Below are 20,427 nucleotides of genomic sequence, written 5' to 3'. Positions count from 1 at the left end.
TGTTTTTACAATATCTGATTTGCCATATTTTTTGTGTCGAGGAGGGGTCAAGGTGAAGGAAAGAGTAAGCGCATACACAGAAGGCGTAATAAGTGAGTCAAGAGAAAGGAGAAAAAAGAAAAATCATTTCATGGCATCGTTTGAATGGAAGAAAACATGGCCACTTCATTTACTTGTTTTACCAGTAGTAATATTTGCGATTATTTTTAACTATTTACCAATGTTTGGAAATATTATGGCTTTTCAGGATTATAAGCCTTGGGAAGGTTTTTTCGGTTCTCAATGGGTGGGATTTTCGCATTTTGAAGCATTATTCAAGTTCGACGATTCTGTCCAAGTAATCTGGAACACATTCATTATTTCCGTTTTGAAGATTGTCTTCGGATTAATCGTTCCGATCATCATGGCATTGTTATTAAACGAAATTAGGAAAATGAGTATTAAACGTGGAATTCAGACAATGGTTTATCTGCCTCATTTTCTTTCATGGGTTATTCTAGGTGGAATTCTTATTGATATTTTATCGATAAACGGGGGTATTGTGAATAGGTTATTGGAATCTGGATTTGGTATCGAGCCAATATTTTTTTTAGGTAATGGAGATTGGTTCCGAACTGTGCTCGTTACAAGCGATATTTGGAAGGAATTTGGTTTTTCTATGATTGTATATTTGGCATCGATTAGTGGGGTTAATCCGGATTTGTATGAGGCAGCGGAAATGGACGGAGCAAATCGATTTAAGCAAACATGGCATGTTACTTTACCTGCAATGCTACCAATTATTATCGTCATTAGCACACTTCAGCTAGGGAATATTTTAAATGCTGGGTTTGATCAAGTGTTTAACCTTTATAATCCTTTGGTGTATGACAAAGGGGATGTGATTGATACGTATGTTTATCGAATGGGCTTGGAGAGCGGGAATTTCAGCTTTGCAACAGCTGTTGGTTTATTTAAATCACTCATAAGCTTTGTGTTAATTGTGGTTGCCTATCGGTTAGCTTATAAATTGGCAAATTATCGAATTTTTTAGTCTATTAGGGGAGGAATCTAAATGTATCATAAGACATTGGGGTACAAAATTTTCAATATTTTTAATTATACGTTTTTAATTGCAATGGCTATTCTATGTGTTCTGCCATTAATTCATGTACTTGCAGTTTCCTTCAGTGGAAAGGAAGCGGCAAGTGCGAATATTATTAACCTTCTACCAGTAGATTTTACCCTGGAGGCCTATCAGAAAACATTCGATAATCCCTTATTTTTACAAACATTATATAATTCCTTTTATCGAACTACCCTCGGAACGTTTATTACGATGACTGTATTAGTATTTGCTGGCTATGCCTTATCAAAGGAGTTTAAGGGTAGAAATTTCTATATGTGGTTCATTGTTTTCACCATGCTATTTTCTGGAGGTATGATTCCAAGCTACATTCTAGTCAGCAATCTGAATCTGACCAATACGGTATGGGCACTCGTTTTACCGGGGGTGGTAAATGCCTTTAATCTTATTCTATTAATGAACTTCTTTAAAACGATTCCTAAATCATTAGAGGAAGCTGCAAAGATAGATGGTGCTGGCTTTTTCCGGATTCTGTTTCAAATCTATCTGCCGTTATCAATGGCGGGTATAGCCACCATCACCCTTTTTACGATGGTATTTCATTGGAATTCTTGGTTCGATGGTTTGATTTATATGAGGGAAACCTCCAATTATCCATTAGCGACCTTCCTTCAAACGATAGTCGTTCAACAAGATATGAGTAAAATCAGTACGAACCCTGAGGATCTCGAAAACTTATCACAGCGTACGGTCAAATCTGCTCAGATATTTATAGGTGCACTGCCGATTTTACTTGTCTATCCATTCTTGCAAAAATACTTTGTGAAAGGCATTGTCATGGGCTCGGTTAAAGAGTAAAAAGGAGTTGAGATAAATGCAGTTTTTGAAGGAACACGTAATAAATTTGTCTAATAAGACAGTAGTGGATTATATGGATGATGTCTCATTAAGTATCGCTACTTCTTGTAATGGTGGTGGCTTTCAATTGGATCTGACAGCAATTTCGAAGCACGCCTTTTTACAAAATGAATATTTTGTTGCTGACGTGTTTCATGAATCAGAGGATGTTCTTGTGATCATCTGTCGATTTGAAGAGAGGAGCGGTAGGTTTGTACAAATTCACTTTGGGATTCTACCTCATGTTCTGACAACAATCTGTCTTCCGCTAAGCGCATTGAACGGGGAAAAGCTGTTTCTTGAGCGTTATCCTAATGTGATGCAAACCGTTTTAAGAGGTGATCCTGTTGTTGATTTAGAATACATCGATTCCGTTTATATCGAGACACCCTCCTCTCGGTTTTCAAGAAAATTCATGATTTCGAACATAGAGCTACTCACCAATGAGCCAGAATGCCAAGTGAAAGAAATGAAGTATATCGATGAAATGGGCCAAAATAATTTCAGAGAATGGCTAGGGAGAATAGGAAGTACACTACAATTAAAAGCGAGGCTTATACAAGCCTATGAAGAGGCAAAGGTTCGTCAACGACCTTTCTTCTTTGATGGTGAGCGCAAGTTTGCGTCAAACGGTTTTTTTCGTACAGACTATGATGGAACTAATTGGTGGCTAATTAGTCCCGAAGGTGATCCTTTCTTTAGTATTGGTGTAAATTGTGTTCGGCCAAATAGTCCGATGAAAATAAAAGGAATGGAAAATCTATTACCATCACTTCCTATCGGAGATAATAGGTTTACCGAAGCATTTGATGAAGAAGCTTTTGATTTTCATATAGCGAATTTAATCAGAGCTTTCGGTGAGGATTGGAATAACAAATGGATGTTTTTAACCAATGAAAGATTGAAGCAATGGAAATTCAACACAATTGGCAACTGGTCTGACGATCACTTTATTTCCTTCTCAGAGCTTCCCTATGTGTTCCAAATGCGTGATTTCCCAGAAACATCTCTTAAGATATATCGAGATTTTCCAGACGTTTTTGATCCAGCATATCAAGATAATGCTCGAAAGTTTGCTAGACAACTTGAAGAAATACGAGATGATCGTAGAGTGGTTGGATATTTTATGCGCAATGAGCCACATTGGGCGTTTATCAATAAGTTAAACTTGGTAGAACTAATGATCAATCAAAGAGAAACCAGTTTTTGTAAAAGAGCATTTGTAGACTATTTAGCAAAAAGGTATGTCGAAATTGGTCGATTAAATGAGGCATGGCAGACTAATTTGACTTCCTTCGAAGATCTGTTTTCATCAGAGTCTTTCAAATTGCCAAAATCGGTGATAGAGGGAGAAGATTTTGTATTTTTTCAGAAGGTAATGATAAGAAGATATATTGAAATTCCATTAACCTGCTGTAAGGAAGTAGATCCAAATCACTTGAATATGGGAATAAGATATGCATGGATTTCTAGTGAGAGTTTGTTAGAGGGCTGTGAGCTATTTGATGTATTTTCTATTAATTGTTATCAAGATAAACCGAATAAAGGACAAATAACATCCATTAGCAAAAAGCTGAAAATCCCCGTTATTATTGGTGAATTTCATTTTGGAGGAGCGGACGTAGGTCTACCAGCTTATGGAATAAAAGCGACAGAGAATCAATTAGAGAGAGGAAAGGCTTACCGTTATTATGTGGAGCAGGCTGCTTCAGTACCAGGCCTCATTGGTGTTCACTATTTTCAATATAATGATCAGCCTGTTCTAGGGAGATTTGACGGAGAGAATTATCAAATCGGACTCGTGGATGTAGCGCAACAGCCATATGAGGACTTCATGAAAGAATTGACTATCTCGCATGAGAATGTTTATGAAGTGAGAGCACGAAGCAAAAAGCCATATTCTGTGGTTCCTAGATTTATTGCAAAGACAGGTTTTTAGACTATTCGTATAGCTTTTAGTTTACCGATTTAAGAAACCTTTTGAACTAATCGGTCGTTCCCATTAGCATTTTTATGGTATGGTTGTTTCCCATGTGTCAAAATTCACGCTAAAAAATTGTAATAGAATACCTCTTATACCGTCATAGGTGATGGTGTAAGAGGTATTTCTGTTTTATATGTAGCTCATAATTTAGTCTCCCTCACACTCCAATCTATTTCTTCTACGAATTCTCCATCAAGGAGATATTGCAAGTGCTGATATCAGTGGAGAAACATCTCTCCGCTGATTACTGTCTCACCTTAACATGACCGAAATGACCATTAAACTTGGCGGACGGGACAATGATTGCTTATTTGGAATGAAGTAATATTTAGTTAGGTTTTAAAAATATCTCATGGGAAAAGTAAGCGATTACAGATAATAGATAAGCATGACTGTAAGGGGGATTAATTACTCGAAAAGTTAATGCCTAGCACAAAGTATAAGTAGTATTAGATGACTTGATGATGGGTATAAACACTATCATGTATTATTATTAAGTACTCAATAATAAAAAGGGGTGAAAGAATAATGGCAACAAAAGCTGGGACTGAAATAGAAACAATAGTATCTGTTAAACCGTCCGCAAAAGTTTGGAAAAAAATGAAAAAGAAATGGCGTCTTTATGCCATGATGGTGCCAGCAATAGTCTTCTTTGCAATCTTTAATTATTACCCTATGTATGGTGTGATTATCGCATTCAAAGAATACAGTGCTTCAGCTGGGATACTAGGAAGTCCATGGGTTGGTTTTGACCATTTCGAACGATTTTTTAATGCCTATTATTTTTGGGACATTCTAAGCAACACACTTTTGATTAGTGCTTATCAGTTGGCTATGTTCCCAGTACCAATAATCGTGGCATTGTCAATGAATGAAATAAAAAGTAGTATGTTTAAACGATTTACACAAACGATTACCTATGCACCACATTTTATCTCTGTCGTAGTAATGACAGGTATGCTAGTCGCTTTTTTAAGTCCTTCTACAGGTATTGTGAATAATTTTCTCGGTCTTTTTGGAATGGAACCAATTGCCTTTTTAGCTGAGCCTGGATGGTTTAAAACGATATTTGTACAATCAGGTGTATGGCAAAATCTGGGATGGTCAGCAATTATCTATCTTGCAGCATTGGCTGGTGTAAACCCGGAACTTCACGAGGCAGCTACAGTAGATGGGGCCACTCGTTTTCAGCGAATCTTACATATTAACATTCCAGCGGTACTCCCAGTAATTGTTATATTGCTTATACTAGAAGTTGGCAACCTAATGGCTATTGCATTTGAAAAAGTGTATTTGCTACAAAATCCATTAAATATGGAAGCCTCTGATGTTATTCAAACATTTGTCTATCGATCAGGGTTACTTGAAGGACAGTATAGTTTCTCAGCAGCAGTCGGCTTATTTAACTCACTTATCAGTTTGACCTTACTTGTAACCGTTAATTATATAGCTAAAAAAACAACCAATAATAGTCTCTGGTAGAAAGGAGTGAAGGAATTGAAACGTGAAAGTGCAGCAGACAAAGTTTTTATCTTTTTCAACACACTGTTTATTATTTTTCTTATTGCCATTGTTATCTATCCATTACTGTATATTGTAAGCGCATCAATAAGTAACCCTACTTTAGTAAATTCAGGGGAAATGTGGCTATTTCCAAAGGATATTACCTTCGAAGGATTTGAACGGGTGTTTCAGAATGCAGATATCTGGAACGGCTATAAAAATACAATTATTTACACAATTAGTGGTGTTTTAGTACATTTGTTTATACTTTTACCTTGTGCATATGCAACTTCAAGGAAAGATATTCCCTTTAAAAAAGGGATTATGTGGTTTTTTCTCTTTACCATGTTTTTTAACGGTGGGTTGATTCCTACGTATCTATTAATTAAAGATTTAGGCATGATTAATACTACATGGGCAATGATTCTGCCAAATGCACTTGGAGTATGGTCGATCATTGTAGCGAGAGCTTTTTTTCAGCAAAATGTTCCCAACGAATTAGTAGAAGCAGCTGAAATGGATGGAGCAACAGATTTTTATATATTTTTTAAGCTTGTATTACCTCTTTCTACGCCAATTATAGCTGTAATGGCATTATTTCATGGAGTTGGGCTTTGGAATCAATATTTTAATGCACTCATGTACCTGAACGATTCAAGTATGTACCCATTACAACTAGTTTTACGTGAGATATTAATTTTGAATGAAATGAGTGTGGATATGATGATGTCTGGCCAAAATTTAGAATCCTTTGCAGAGCAAGCTAGAATTGCTGATATAATCAAATACGCAGTAATGATCGTATCAGCACTTCCATTACTCATTGTCTACCCATTCCTTCAAAAGTATTTTGTGAAGGGTGTATTAGTTGGTTCAATTAAAGAGTAAGAGGTCTTATTTACAACTATATATCGTTTATTAGAGAAAAGAAAGAGCTTATGAAAAGGAGGCATAAGTGTATAAAGGTGTTGGCACAAAGTAAGAACAATTTATTAGGGAGTGAGAAGGTTGAAAAAATGGTATGTTTTATTTTCTGTTTTATTTGTAATTGCTACTTTAATTGGATGTACCGATTCAAACAAAATGGGCAATGATACAGATAATAATAAGCAAGTTACTATTAATGAAACTGGTTTTCCTATAGTTGATGAAAAAATAACCATAGAAATGGTAGGTCAAAAAAACCCTATCCAAGCAGAATGGAAGGATATGTCAATCATTCAAGAATATGAAGAAATGACAAATATCCACATTGAGTGGGAAACACCTTCCGGAGATGGCTATACAGAAAGATTTAACCTTTTACTTGCTAGTGGAGATTATCCAGATGCTTTCTTTGGAGGAGCTATAAGTACTGCCGATCAGATGAAATATGGCTCAGAAGGCATATTTCTACCGTTGGAGGATTTAATTGAAGAATATGCTCCTAATTTCTCGAAGTTATTAGAAGAAAATCCAGATCTTCGACGGAACATTACCACACCAGATGGACATATTTACGCACTTCCTACTGTTATCGATGTGCCGAGGGATTTGACTGGTCCAAAGCTTTGGATTAATAAAAAGTGGATCGATGAAGCTGGATTGGATATGCCTAAGACAGTTGAGGATTTATATCAAATCTTGAAAGCATTTCATGAAAAGGATTCAGAAATTATACCTGTTGGATCATCAGGGTTAGATGATATTAAGTATGGATTGATGGGTGCCTTTGGTTATCTCGGAAATAACAATTTAAATGTAATAAATGATGAGGTTGTTTTCGTTCCAGCAATGGATAATTATAAAGAATTTCTTAAATTCATGCACAAGCTTTATAGTGAAGGGTTATTAGATCAAGAAACATTTACACAGGATGCGCAACAATTAAATGCTAAAGGGCAAAATATGCGTTTAGGCTTATTTATGGATGCAGGTGCATTTTTAAAAGTTCCGGAAGAAGAGAGCTGGGATTACGTAGCACTACCTCCATTAACGAGTTCCATAAATGATAAATTAATGTGGCCATCCACTTCAGGCGTAGTTCAAGGAACATTTGCTTTAACAGATAAGATTCAAAATCCTGAAGCAGCGATGAGGTGGGTTGATTATTTTTATTCAGAAGAAGGTAGTGTATTTATTGGAACAACAGGGGGTATTGAAGGGGAAGACTGGGAATGGACCGATGAAACCAAAACATCATGGAAGCAAATTATACCTGAAGGGAAAAGCATGGCCGAAGCAAATGCAGAAAGAACACCTGCAGCAGGAACTTTTGTGCCACATTACATGTCCAAGGAATGGGTCCATAAGGAAGATTCTCCATTAAACAATAATATTGACAAAGAAGTTGTAGAGAAATATGAAGAACACTTTACTATATCTTTTCCAGATGTATATCTAACTACAGAACAAAGAAATGAAGTATCAGCACTTCAAAGTGACATTGAAAAGTATGTAGGGCAAATGCAAGCAAGCTTTGTTGTAGGAGATGTTTCTTTTGATGAATGGCCAGAGTATATAGATACTTTAAAGCAAATGAATGTTGACCGTTTAGTAGAAATTAACCAAAAAGCCTATGATACGTGGCGAGAAAACTAAAAGCAGTATAGTGGTCACAAATGGAAGGAGTCAATTGGCGGTGTTAGTTTCAATAGGTTTTGTTAGAGATTAACCATTGAGTATAGGAGGATAACACATTGAAAAGACAGCATCTACTTTTCGCTTTTGTTATGAGTGTTTTTATTATGTCAGGCTGTTCAGACTCAGGGCAGGAAGAAACAAGTTCCGATTTAAATAAGGATATATTTAATGAAGAGGGCTACCCAATTGTTGATGAAAAAATAGAGTTAATCATGATGGGTCCCTCTACGCCACACCAGACAGTACCATGGGACGAATTAAAAGTTTTTCAAGTTTTAAAGGAAAAAACGAATATTGGTTTTCACTTTAATAACCCAAGTGCTGAAAGTATGGAAGAAAAACTCAATTTAGCTTTTGCTAGTGACGACCTCCCAGATGTCTTACTAGGGATGGGGCTAACGATAGAGCAAGAGGCAGATTATGGTGCAGAAGGTCAGCTAATACCGTTAGAAAAACTAATTGAAGAGCATGGTCCGAACTTACAAAAGATGCTAGAAGAAAAACCAGAAGTTCGTAAGTCCATCACTGCAGCTGACGGTCATATTTATTCGTTACCTTTCGTTGATTCAGAATTAGGATTTTTATCCTATCAAAAGTTATGGATTAATCAAACATGGTTAGACAAATTAGGCTTAGAAATGCCGGAAACAATCGATGATCTATATTCTGTCTTGAAAGCTTTTAAAGAAGAAGACCCTAATGGAAATGGGAAAGCAGATGAAATACCAATGGCAAGTTCTAAGGATGTAAATGTGCATAATGTTATTCAGGCTGCATTTGGATTTACAGGACATCTTGATGTTACAACGGGTGACGTGAGATTTGCACCAATGGAGGAAGAATATAGAGATTACCTGACTTTTATGAACAAATTGTTTGAGGAGGGCCTTTATGATTCTGAATCCTTTACACAAGACAAGCAACATGTAAATGCGAAAGGGGCAAACGAACAATTAGGAGTTTTTTATGATGGAGGGCCATTTTTAACAGTAGGTATTGAACAAAATGAAGATTATGTTGCGCTTTCTCCATTAACCTCTGAAGTTAGTAATAAAAAAATAGCACCGAGAACTTCACTCGTTCAACCAGGTGTATTCGCCATAACGAATGTGAATGAACATCCAGAGGCAACGATTAGATGGGTTGATTATCTGTACAGTGATGAAGGAGCCATTTTATATAATTATGGAATTGAAGGCGAGGATTTTGAATATATAGATGATAAACAAGGGATAAGATATTTAACTCCTGAAGGTATGGAACGAAATGAATTCATCAGTAAAATTAAGCCACTAGGTGTTGCCGAACCTAGAACACATGATCACATACAAGAGTTACAGCTGTATAAACAGGAAGAAACAGATCCTCAAGATGCTCATATTATGCAACAAACACTGGAAAATATTAAGCCATTTGCTGAACCTATGTTTCCTCATGTTCACTTTACGGAAGATGAAATAAAAACTTTAAATACATTTAGAACAGATATTGAGGACTATGTGGAACAAATGGAAGCGCAATTTATAACAGGTGGTGCATCGATAGAAAATGATTGGAATGAGTATCTTGATACATTAGAGGACATGGGGATGGAGCAGTATATTCAAATACACTCAGATGCCTATGATCGTTGGAAAGCGGTTGAATAACGGGAGTGTTTTATAGAATATGTAGTAAGATTTGTTATAACGAATCACATGAAAAATCAGTGGGGAAGATTTCCCCACTGATTGCAGTTTAATAGATGGGAGGAGTAAAATTTGTATGAATATGGTCATAGAAAACTAACGGATATACTAGATTTAGATCTATTAAATAGGATCGACAATGATAATCGTGTAAGAAAGTATGTAATGCCAAAACGAGTGATTTGGAAAACGGAGGGAATAGATGCACAAGTTGAAAATGAAGAAATTCTTTTAGAAAAAAGAAGTGGCCAGATTACCTTAGATACTGGTAATGCATGTAGGTTAACGAATAATGGGAATAGAGCTGGTCTTTTGCTAGACTTCGGCGTCGAGCTCCACGGCGGAATACAAATCCTTGCATGGAAGGGAGGGAATGGGAAGACAAGGCTCAGAGTAAGATTTGGTGAGTCTGCGATGGAGGCAATGAGTGAGTTGGGGGAAAATAATTCAACGAATGATCATGCCATACGTGATCAAGAGGTTGAAGTAAGCTTTATGGGCATGAGTGAAGTTGGGAATACTGGTTTTCGGTTTGTACGGATTGATTTACTAGATGAAGCTAGTTTTGTAGATTTAAAATCAATTCGAGCTGTATTCATTTATCAAGATATTGAATATAAAGGAAGCTTTAGATCTAACGATGATCTGTTAAATAACATATGGCAAACTGGAGCGTATACGGTCCATCTTAATATGCAAAATTATTTATGGGACGGAATTAAGCGTGATCGTCTCGTATGGATCGGTGATATGCACCCAGAAACTTCAACAATCCAATCTGTGTTCGGCTATGATGATTCTGTACCTAGAAGTCTAGATTTAATCCGTGATGAGACTAAAATCCCAGGCTGGATGAACGGCATTCCATCGTATTCTATGTGGTGGATACTTATTCAAAAGGATTGGTATATGCAAAATGGTAATGTAGAGTATTTAAAAGAACAAAAAGACTATTTATTATCGTTATTGTCTTTCTTAGATTCGTTTATTTTAGAAAATGGTAGAAATACGACGCCGAATCCTTTCATCGATTGGCCATCGACAAGTAATACAAAGGCTGTAGATGCAGGTGTCCATAGTTTGCTCATTTTAGCAATGGAGGCGGGGGCTATGCTATGCAAAGAACTAGATGAATCCTTGCTTGCTGAAAGATATTTGGAGTCGGCAGCTCTTCTGAGAAAGTATGTACCTGAACATGGTCAAAGTAAGCAAGCTGCAGCATTGATGTCATTAGCAGGGCTTGTCGACAAAAACTCTATCAATGAAGAAGTTCTTTCTATTGATGGTGCTAAAGATATTTCAACTTTTCTCGGATATTATGTTTTAAAAGCACGGGTGCATGCTGGTGATATTATCGGTAGTCTGGAGACTATACGTGAGTATTGGGGAGGCATGTTAAGCTTAGGGGCCACAACCTTCTGGGAAGATTTTGATGTTGAATGGCTTCAAGATGCTGCCAAAATAGATGAAGTTGTCACAGAAGATGATAGTAAGGTAGATGTGCATGGTACATATGGTGATCATTGTTATATTAAATACCGACATAGCCTATGTCATGGGTGGGCATCTGGTCCTACAGCATGGCTTTCAGAGTTTGTACTGGGAATAAGGATAATAGAAGCAGGTTGTAAAACGATTGAAATCAAGCCAATGCTTGGAGATTTAGATTGGGTGGAGGGAACTTATCCGACGCCTAAAGGGAATATTTTTGTGAGGCATGAATTAAAAGTAGAGGGAGTAGTGAAAAGTTACATTGAAGCTCCAAAAGGTATAAAAGTAAGATGCCCTCAAGATGCAGAAGTAATCGTTAAAAACCATTAATAGTGTTTGATCATTTACTTTTAATAAAAATTTCCAATATAAAGTATAAGGAAAACTTATGCCTATGATAGAGATAAACGAATGCAAGTTTTAAAAAATTGTAGCGCTACACGGATGCTGTCTCCTTCAGGTCCTATGGGATGTTTTTTTCAAACAATCTGGATTTGACGAGCGATAAGGATCAAAGCTGATCGAAAGAAACAGATGAAGCAAGTAATCGTTGACTATTTTTATCATGACTATGTAGTCTTTTTTAAAGTATATCTTTAATGCAAGTCATTTATTAATCTGTTTTGATTGACTCTTAATGATAATAAAGTATACTTTATTTAAGAGGTGAATAGAATGAATAAAAAGCCAATGTATGAAATAATATACAAAACATTAAAGGAACAAATAATTAATGATAAATATCCTCTAGATAAACCATTACCAACACAAATTGAAATTGCGAAAATGTTTAATACGAGTGAAATAACATCAAGAAGAGCGTTAGTTGAACTAGCAACTGATGGTATTATTACGAGGATTAGAGGGAAAGGATCCTTTGTAAATCCATCCTTGAAAAATCAATTGGAAAGTGAACAAAATAAAATCACCAAAATTTACTATGTGCATACGGAAGTCTCTTTTCAATTATTATCCCATCGCTTTTATGTTGATTTATTAGAAGGAATTCATCATGATTGTGAAAAGAAAAATATAAAATTTGAAATGTGGAATTACCACCGCAATGGTGAACCACCTAATGAAAAAGGTGTCGGACTCATCATATTGAATGATGGAAAAGGTGACGGCATTAGCTTAGATGTACTAGATAAATGGAAGCAAGAAAGGCGTCCACTTATTACGTCGCATTTTTATTATCCTCATTTAGAAATTCCATATGTAGTAGTTAATAATGTGAATAGCGGCTATCTAGCGACACAACATTTGATAGCTCACAAACACCATAATATCGGAATTATTCTTACAGGAGATTCGCTCCTAGATATGAACCAAGAATTTATGTTGAGACTAGAAGGATATAAATTAGCATTATCGCATCATCAAATTCTTTTTAGATCGGAGAATATACAGATTGTTAGTGGGGAGCACGAATCAGAACAAATGGGTTTTGAAGGTATGAAACGTTTACTAGCATTAAATAATCCCCCAACAGCAGTTGTTGCAACTAGTGATTTAAAAGCATTTGGTGCTATTGAAGCAATAAAAGATGCGGGATTAAGCGTGCCGGAAGATATTAGTGTAGTAGGCATAGATGATCTTCAATTAAGTAAGTATTATTCACCTGCTCTAACAACCATTAATCAAAATTCGTATACTTTAGGAAAAAGGTCAGTTGAATTATTAGAAGAATACGCGATGTTAGATAAAAATAATAATAAAGAGTTAATAAAAGATGAGATTTATCCTAAATTAATAGTAAGAGATAGTACAAAAATGCTATCTGAAATAAAAAGATCTGGAGAAATTTAAAATCTCTGGATTTTTTATTTCTGTTTATAGTATACGCTGTCCATTCGCTCCAATAAATAAAGTATGACTGCGTATATTAAAAAGGCATAAATAACTCTAGCTCTAGTTAGAATGATAATAAATCGGAAATGAAATCATTTTTGTATTGCCAGTCTACTTTTCTTTCAACAATTAATTATATTTCAGGTACAAAAATCTAAAAAATACTTTACAAACAATTAAGTATACTTTATTATATAAACATATACTTAATAAAGAGGTTGGAGGCTAACTTCTATGAATAGGAATGCAAAATGGATTTGGCATCATTTATTACAAAGAAATGATAACGTTTACTTGGAATTTAGAAAGTGTTTCATGCTTAACCAATTAGAAGAGAACGCGATTATTAAAGTTTCAGCTAATCAGGAGTACATATTATGGGTTAATGGTCATCGAATTGGTCGTGGTCCCTCTCCATCTGATAATGAATGGCAATATTATGATGAATATAATGTCCATGAATATTTAATGATGGGACAAGAAAATATTATTACAGCGTTAGTATATAACTTTGGAAGTGAGGATATTGTTACACAACAATATCAAGGACCAGGTGGATTCTATTTACAATTCCATACCGGTAATTATGAATTGGTGACAGATCAATCGTGGAAATGTCGTCAATCAAAAAGATGGGTGCAAGATGTAAGCAGACAACACAAATGGAATGGATATAAAGAAGTTTATTTAGCTAACCGAGAAGATGATTGGCATTTGTTGGAATATGATGATTCTAGCTGGTCACAGGCCGATGTTGTTGCAAAAGTAAATGCAAAAGATTCTCCTTGGAAAAATCTTATTCCAAGAGAAATTCCATTTCTTCATAATGAATACGCTTACCCGAAGGAAATCGTAGCTATGTCTGAAAATTATGGCAAGATGACAACAGAGTGTTCATTTTTGCAGGAAGTTTTGTTTGATGCATCTAAGCCAGGAGCTATGCCATCGATAACCTATGATTTTACTAGAGAGATGGTTGGCTATGTTAATTTGGAGCTGATAGTACCTGAAGGCGGTGTATTGCAGCTATATTATGGAGAATCCTTAGACGTAAGCTTGTACGATACTTTCATTTTGAAAAAGGGCACTAATAAGCTGCAGCCTTTTGGGAGACGTGCATTCCGTTATATGAAAGTAGTGATACAGGCAACTCCTGAGCCAGTTAAAGTAAGTAAAGTTGCAATCAATTTGGTGCACTATCCTTTTGAGAAGCAAGGCGTATTTCTATCAAATGATTCATTATTGAATGAAATATGGGATGTGAGTGTGTATACGACGAAAATAAATAGTCAAGATCATCTTGAAGATACTCCTTTAAGGGAGAGGGCTTTATGGGTTGTTGATGCTGTTATCATGGCAAGGGTTATTTATCAAGTTTTTGGTGATGAAGCTTTACTTAAAAAATGTTTGAGACAAATTGCTCGTATTCAAAATGAAGATGGATCATTACCTGGAACCGGACCAGAGCGTAATGAAATGTTATTACCAGATTTTTGTGCTCATTGGGTCTATGGTGTATGGGACTACTATCAATTTACTGGAGATAAAGCATTTTTAGAAGAATTATGGCCTACCATTACTCAGCTAATGGTTTGGTTCGAATCTCACGAAACAGAAAAAGGTTTATTTACTATTGATAAGGATCGCGGGTTTTGGTGTTTCGTTGATTGGGCGGATTACATTGATAAAAGGGGTCAAGTGAGTGCTATTTCTATGTTCTATTATAAAGCTTTGAAAATTGTAAGTGAAATGGGAAAAATACTAGGTCATCATAATCTTTCACAACGCTGGATAGAAAAAGCTGATGATTTGAAAACAAGTATTAGAACATATCAATGGAACGAGAAAAAGAATGTATTTGTCGATTGTTTAGTAGGTGATGAACAGTCCAATTCCATTACGTATCAGACGAATTTTATTGCGATTTGGACTGGAATTATGACAAGGCAAGAGGCAGAAAGATTTGTGGAAGATTATTATATCAAAGATACACTTCCACATTTAAAAGGTCCATTTTTCTATCATATTTTATTAGAAAGCTTGTTTTCACTTAATTATCATGCATTGGCAATGTCTCACATGAAAAAATATTGGGGGAGTATGTTAAAGCAAGGAGCAACCACTTGGTGGGAAGCATTTGATCCTGACAAACCTAGTTGTACCATTCCTCATGAATTTCAGGGGCATACACCAACTTATTTAGTGGATTACATTCCAGTAAGTCAATGTCATGGTTGGGGATCAACCCCGGGATATTTGTTAAATCAACATATTTTAGGAGTTGATATTTCTAAAATAGGTTTAAAGAAAGTAATGCTACATCCCTATATTGGAGAATTAAAAAATGTGAAAGGTATGATCCCTACTAGACATGGTGACATAGCAATTGCATGGTTCAAAATAGATGAAAATAATTATGAATATCACTGCAATATTCCAAAAGAATTAGAATGGGAAGGAGTTTTTGATGATAACATTTCTGTTTTTATCAATGGAGAATTATACGAAAATGCCCAGCAAGGAATAACATGAAAAGAATTACCCATCTAACCTTTATAATTGTGAAGTTATACTAGGGAGAGTGATTAAAATGATTATTAGCAAAGATGAGTATATGAACGATACAGCTTATCCAATTTGGATTGAAGATGTTACAGATAAACAGAAAAATATATCATCCATTCACAACCATAAGTTCGTTGAGTTAGTATACGTTGTAAATGGATGTATGAAGCATGATGTGGAAGGGCAAGACAGCAAATACTTATCTGCTGATGATATTTTTATTATATATCCAGGTGAACGGCATACTTTTTCTGTGACATCCTCTAATGAACTCGAAATCATAAAATGTAAATTTCCACCTGAACTGATTCAACAAACATATATTGCAGACTTTAGCTCATCAAGTTTTATTAATAGTTTTGACATCCAATCATTATTAGATAATAAAGAAAAGCTAAACATACCTATCAAACTCGAAAAGCATAATGCTAACAATATAAAACGGATATTGCTTAGTATGAAAGAGGAATTAGATAGCAACACGCTTGGATCGCAACCCATAATCTGGCTACGTCTTGTTGAAATACTAATTTTGTTATCTAGAATACCAAATCATAATCATTCAAAATGCATCAAAACTTTTCAAACGAATCAAATAGATGATGAAAGAGCATTGCTAATTAAAAAAATTAACCATTATTTAGTGCAATATTACAATAAAAAAATATCAACTGCGGTTGTAGCTAATGTATTTAATATAAGTGTTAGGCATTTAAATCGTATTTATAAGCAACATACCGGACTAACAGTGACGGAAATGATACATCAAATCAGAATTGATAAGGCGAAATATTACCTTGTGCATTCAGATGATAAAGTGATTAATGTTGCCATGAAGGTAGGCTATGATGATCCAGCATTTTTTAGCCGTTTATTCCGTCGAAAAGTGGGATGCTCACCAGGTTATTATAAAAAATATAATGGTAGCTTGACCTACACTAATTAATAGATGTCAAAAACTAGTGGAAATTTAATAGGAAAGAGGGAACTTATGAAGAATAATCAATCTTTAAATGATTTTTTGTTACCTAATGCCATAGTTGGAAAAGAATCTAACTTTTTATTATTATCCGGAAAAACAACTCCTCTAAGATTCTTACTTCATTTTAAAGAGCTGTTACTCTTAATATTTATATTGGTTTTGTTCTCCGTTAGTACGATACCAGTATTTGCTGGAGCTTATGATGAAGATTTAAAAACTACTGATAATATTATGGATGCATCCATGATATATCCAAGTAAGGTCATTAATGATTTCAATTCAGCTGAAAATGTAGCTACATGGCAAGCAGGTGAAAATTCAAAGGAAATCAACTATGTAACAAGTATTGCAAATGGACCGAATAGCGTATACGAGGGATCTGGTGCTCTTGAACAGACACCCGAACTAGTAAAAGTTTATGAATGGCGTACCATATATCGTGAATTTGATACACCTTTAAATTTATCAGATCATAATTATTTGGCATTAGCTGCTAATTCTTGGGGATGGCAACCAGTTGATTATTTTATTAAGGTAACGTTACATAGTAATCAAGATTCCTATGAGGGAATTGCGCAGATTAACTCAGATCAATGGAATACCTTCTTGTTAGATATGAAAGATTGGGGAAATCGAGATGCTATTACAAAGATCGAAATTTCTTATATGCAAAACTTTGATCTGGAAGGGATAGAACCAGGAGGGCCGGGATATGATCATTGGGATGGTAAATTTCAAATTGATTATTTAGTAGCAACAAGTATGATAGATATGACATTTTCAGTTGCTGGAGATAAAGAAGGTTTCACGAGTGAAGCTAGTCAGTTAGATGTGCATAGTGGTAATTTATACATGAATGTAACTGGTGAAAATCCATCACTCTATTCACCGGTTTTCAAACAAGACTTATCATTGAGAAATAAATTAACGATTAATATGAAAAACGAAACAGACGCAAACAAGTTTAAAATTTCTTGGATAACAGAAGAAGAGCCCAATTGGGATGCTGAAAAATCTAAAATATTTGATGTTGATCCCTCAGAAAGTTTGCAAACAATTGATTTTTCCTTTGCTGATAAATCTTTATGGCGGGGTACACTTAAACAATTTCGAATCGAACCAATGGTTGATCAAGCAGGTGGAGAATTAGTGATTAATCAAATAGAATTTGACTATGAGCCTGTAGAGTTAATAGATTACAAGGGAGAAATTCATGAGAGTGTCATAACAAATAATGAAGCAATTAGGATTGAAGGAACAGTTAACCAAGAATATGTAAACAATAACAAAAATGCCAAATTGTTTTTATATGAATTGGCACCATATGAAAATAAACAACAGGGGTGGGAGGAAGTTACGCCAATCGCAGAAAAATCGGTAAATTCGACATTTTCGTTTAAAATTCCACTAACTGATGGTGATAATCATCGACTCTATTCAAAATTTGTGGCAGTGTTACAAAATGAACAAGGAGAATATAGTTTAGTGGATGATGCTAAATATGTAACGAATCCGGAACTATTAGCTCAGAATGATTTTCCTTTTCCAGAAGCAGAAAGTAAAAAAGGAATTCAAGTACAGATGACGGATGATGCAGAAGAATTAGGTATCAGTCATGCAGCCATTAATGTGGCGTATGATCTAATGCTTTATCGTAGCGATAATCACCCTAATAACACAATAGAATACGAGTTTGAAGGAGAAACCTTCTATTTTAAAAAGGATTATGTGCTAGGCTTAGATAATCAGATTAAGAGCATGTCTGATAATAACATGATTGTTTCTCTCATCTTGATAATGTATAACACAGGAATGAATGAGGATACACCTAATGAATTTTTGATCCACCCAGACGCGGAACCAGGTGGAACAGTGTATGCTGTAAATACAAAAAATGAAATAGGCACGAAGTATTATAGTGCAATAACAAATTTTCTAGCTGAACGTTATACAAGGGAAGATGAAAAGTATGGCCGTGCGGTTAACTATATAGTTGGTAATGAAGTTGGACAAAATAAGGTTTGGAATAATATGGGTCCTAAATTAGTCTGGGACTATGTAGATGAGTATGCGAGAACGTTAAGACTAACTAACACTATTGTGAAAAGTCACTATGCACATGCTAGAACCTATATTTCTTTAGATCACTTTTGGGATGAAAACATTCCAGCAGATTCAACGTGGAAATATGATAATAAAAAAATTATTAATCTATTAAATGAAGGGATCAAATCTCAAGGCGATATCCCTTGGCATATAGCGTTTCACCCATATCCGCAAAATTTATTCGAACCAAGATTCTGGAATGATGATAAAGCAACAGATGATTTCAACACAGATGTAATTACCTTTAAGAATCTTCAAGTATTATCTGAATATATGAACCAAGAAGAATTGTTGTATGAAGATAACCCAAGGCGGATTATATTGTCAGAGCAAGGCTTTCACAGTGGAGATAATTCAGAAGAAGCACAAAAGGTTCAGGCAGCTGCCTATGCATACGCTTATTATAAGGTGAAATTTTTAGATGAAATTGATTCCTTTATCCTTCACCGACATACCGACCATGCTGAAGAAGGTGGGCTTAAATTAGGCCTATGGACGACAGCTGAAGGGGAAATAAGTACACCAGATGAGAAAAAATATATTTACGATGTTTTCAAGTATATCGATACAGGAAAATCCCTAGAGGTTACTGAGTTTGCTAAATCCATTATTGGAATTGAAAACTGGAAGGATGTCATACCGGATTTTGACTCAACCCAATTGGCTGATAGAGAATTACCAGAATTCGCTGGGGTAGAATTAGTGAAGAAACCGTTGCAACCATATGTTATTAATAATTTTGATCAAGATATTGGTAATTGGGAAGCAGCTGATAATAGCCAAACAGTTTTTTTAAATGAACAAGATAGTTTCAATGGAGCTGGATCACTGCAGGTTAGTTTTCATTCTTTAGCATCGTTGTGGCGTGGAGCAACGCTTAACCTAAAAGAACCATTGGATGTTTCCAACACACCATACTTGAATCTAGCGTTAAAGGTTCCTGATATGGACAAAGCACTGACTTATCAAGCAAAAGTAAAAGTTTATAGTGGGGGAAATGTGGCGGAAGGATACTTTGATATTGAACATAATAGTGATTGGAATAACATCGCCTTAAACTTAAATAATTGGGATGGCCTTGATTCGCTTGACCGAATTAAAGTATGGGTAAGATCCTCTACATTAAATAATTGGGATGGATCTGTATTAATAGATGAAATCTCTTTTGCACGTAAAGTTGTACCTCAAGGTGGTAAGACAAATATTGGAATTGACATAGATGGGTTTCAATCATCAATTCAAAATGGCGATTCAATCGAAATTATAGTATCTAACAATGACTCAGCTGAATTAAAAGGGAATGTGATAATAGAAAAGTCTGATTTTATTACTTTTGATGAAGATGAGTTAAAGGTTCACGGTATTTCACCTGGGGAAAGCAAGGTATTCACGTTAACTGTAGATGAAGTAAATTTGCCTGAAGATAATTTAAAGATGGTATTTAAATACCGTTCTTCAGTGAAAGAGAAAGTACTCCACACACAAAGAGATTAGGATACTAGGGGTCCTTCTTAGATATCGGCATTCACTGATTTAGGAGGGTGAATGTCGATTTTTTATTTCCTATGACGAATGACGATGTATTATTTAGTGAAATCGTAAATATTAAAACGTCATTCACTTCCATTTTGGCTATCTCCTTCATTAGCAGGACAGGCCCGGTATATAATTA

Annotated in this window: 12 protein-coding genes; all 12 read left to right on the top strand. The window is 35.3% G+C overall.

From position 1 onward, the window contains the following. The first annotated feature begins 130 nt into the window (after positions 1–130). Positions 131–1,033, top strand: a complete 903-nt coding sequence (locus DLJ74_RS06365) for an ABC transporter permease (protein ID WP_109983870.1) — start codon at positions 131–133, stop codon at positions 1,031–1,033. A 21-nt stretch (positions 1,034–1,054) separates the two neighbouring features. Continuing rightward, complete coding sequence (locus DLJ74_RS06360; protein WP_109983802.1) at positions 1,055–1,924, top strand: carbohydrate ABC transporter permease; 870 nt, start codon at positions 1,055–1,057, stop codon at positions 1,922–1,924. Positions 1,925–1,940: 16 nt separating this feature from the next. Next, positions 1,941–3,902 carry a beta-galactosidase gene (locus DLJ74_RS06355; protein WP_109983801.1) on the top strand — a complete coding sequence of 654 codons (1,962 nt, stop codon included), beginning with the start codon at positions 1,941–1,943 and terminating at the stop codon, positions 3,900–3,902. 573 nt (positions 3,903–4,475) lie between these two features. Next, complete coding sequence (locus tag DLJ74_RS06350) at positions 4,476–5,429, top strand: ABC transporter permease (RefSeq protein WP_109983800.1); 954 nt, start codon at positions 4,476–4,478, stop codon at positions 5,427–5,429. Positions 5,430–5,444: 15 nt separating this feature from the next. Next, positions 5,445–6,338 carry a carbohydrate ABC transporter permease gene (locus DLJ74_RS06345; protein WP_109983799.1) on the top strand — a complete coding sequence of 298 codons (894 nt, stop codon included), beginning with the start codon at positions 5,445–5,447 and terminating at the stop codon, positions 6,336–6,338. 120 nt (positions 6,339–6,458) lie between these two features. After that, positions 6,459–8,030 carry an extracellular solute-binding protein gene (locus DLJ74_RS06340; RefSeq protein WP_109983798.1) on the top strand — a complete coding sequence of 524 codons (1,572 nt, stop codon included), beginning with the start codon at positions 6,459–6,461 and terminating at the stop codon, positions 8,028–8,030. 98 nt (positions 8,031–8,128) lie between these two features. Further along, the gene (locus DLJ74_RS06335; RefSeq protein ID WP_109983797.1) at positions 8,129–9,721 is read left to right on the top strand and encodes an extracellular solute-binding protein; all 1,593 of its coding nucleotides are present in this window, start codon (positions 8,129–8,131) and stop codon (positions 9,719–9,721) included. Between the two features lie 111 nt (positions 9,722–9,832). Beyond that, entirely contained in the window at positions 9,833–11,581 is a 1,749-nt protein-coding gene (locus tag DLJ74_RS06330) for an alpha-L-rhamnosidase-related protein (RefSeq protein WP_245902276.1), read from the top strand. 345 nt (positions 11,582–11,926) lie between these two features. Beyond that, complete coding sequence (locus DLJ74_RS06325) at positions 11,927–13,060, top strand: substrate-binding domain-containing protein (RefSeq protein WP_109983796.1); 1,134 nt, start codon at positions 11,927–11,929, stop codon at positions 13,058–13,060. A 276-nt stretch (positions 13,061–13,336) separates the two neighbouring features. Continuing rightward, positions 13,337–15,634 (top strand): alpha-L-rhamnosidase-related protein, encoded by a 2,298-nt coding sequence (locus tag DLJ74_RS06320; RefSeq protein ID WP_109983795.1) that lies wholly within the window; start codon positions 13,337–13,339, stop codon positions 15,632–15,634. 58 nt (positions 15,635–15,692) lie between these two features. Next, positions 15,693–16,613: an AraC family transcriptional regulator gene (locus DLJ74_RS06315; protein ID WP_054861009.1), complete on the top strand. Its 921-nt coding sequence runs from the start codon at positions 15,693–15,695 to the stop codon at positions 16,611–16,613. A 45-nt stretch (positions 16,614–16,658) separates the two neighbouring features. Further along, complete coding sequence (locus tag DLJ74_RS06310; RefSeq protein ID WP_109983794.1) at positions 16,659–20,249, top strand: DUF5722 domain-containing protein; 3,591 nt, start codon at positions 16,659–16,661, stop codon at positions 20,247–20,249. Positions 20,250–20,427: the final 178 nt, after the last annotated feature.

Origin of the sequence: Gracilibacillus dipsosauri, assembly GCF_003176895.1 — a bacterium.
GTDB classification, from domain to species: Bacteria; Bacillota; Bacilli; order Bacillales; family Amphibacillaceae; genus Gracilibacillus; species Gracilibacillus dipsosauri.
The sequence above is the reverse complement of the archived record's forward strand: the minus strand, read 5'-3'. Positions and strand labels throughout refer to the sequence as shown.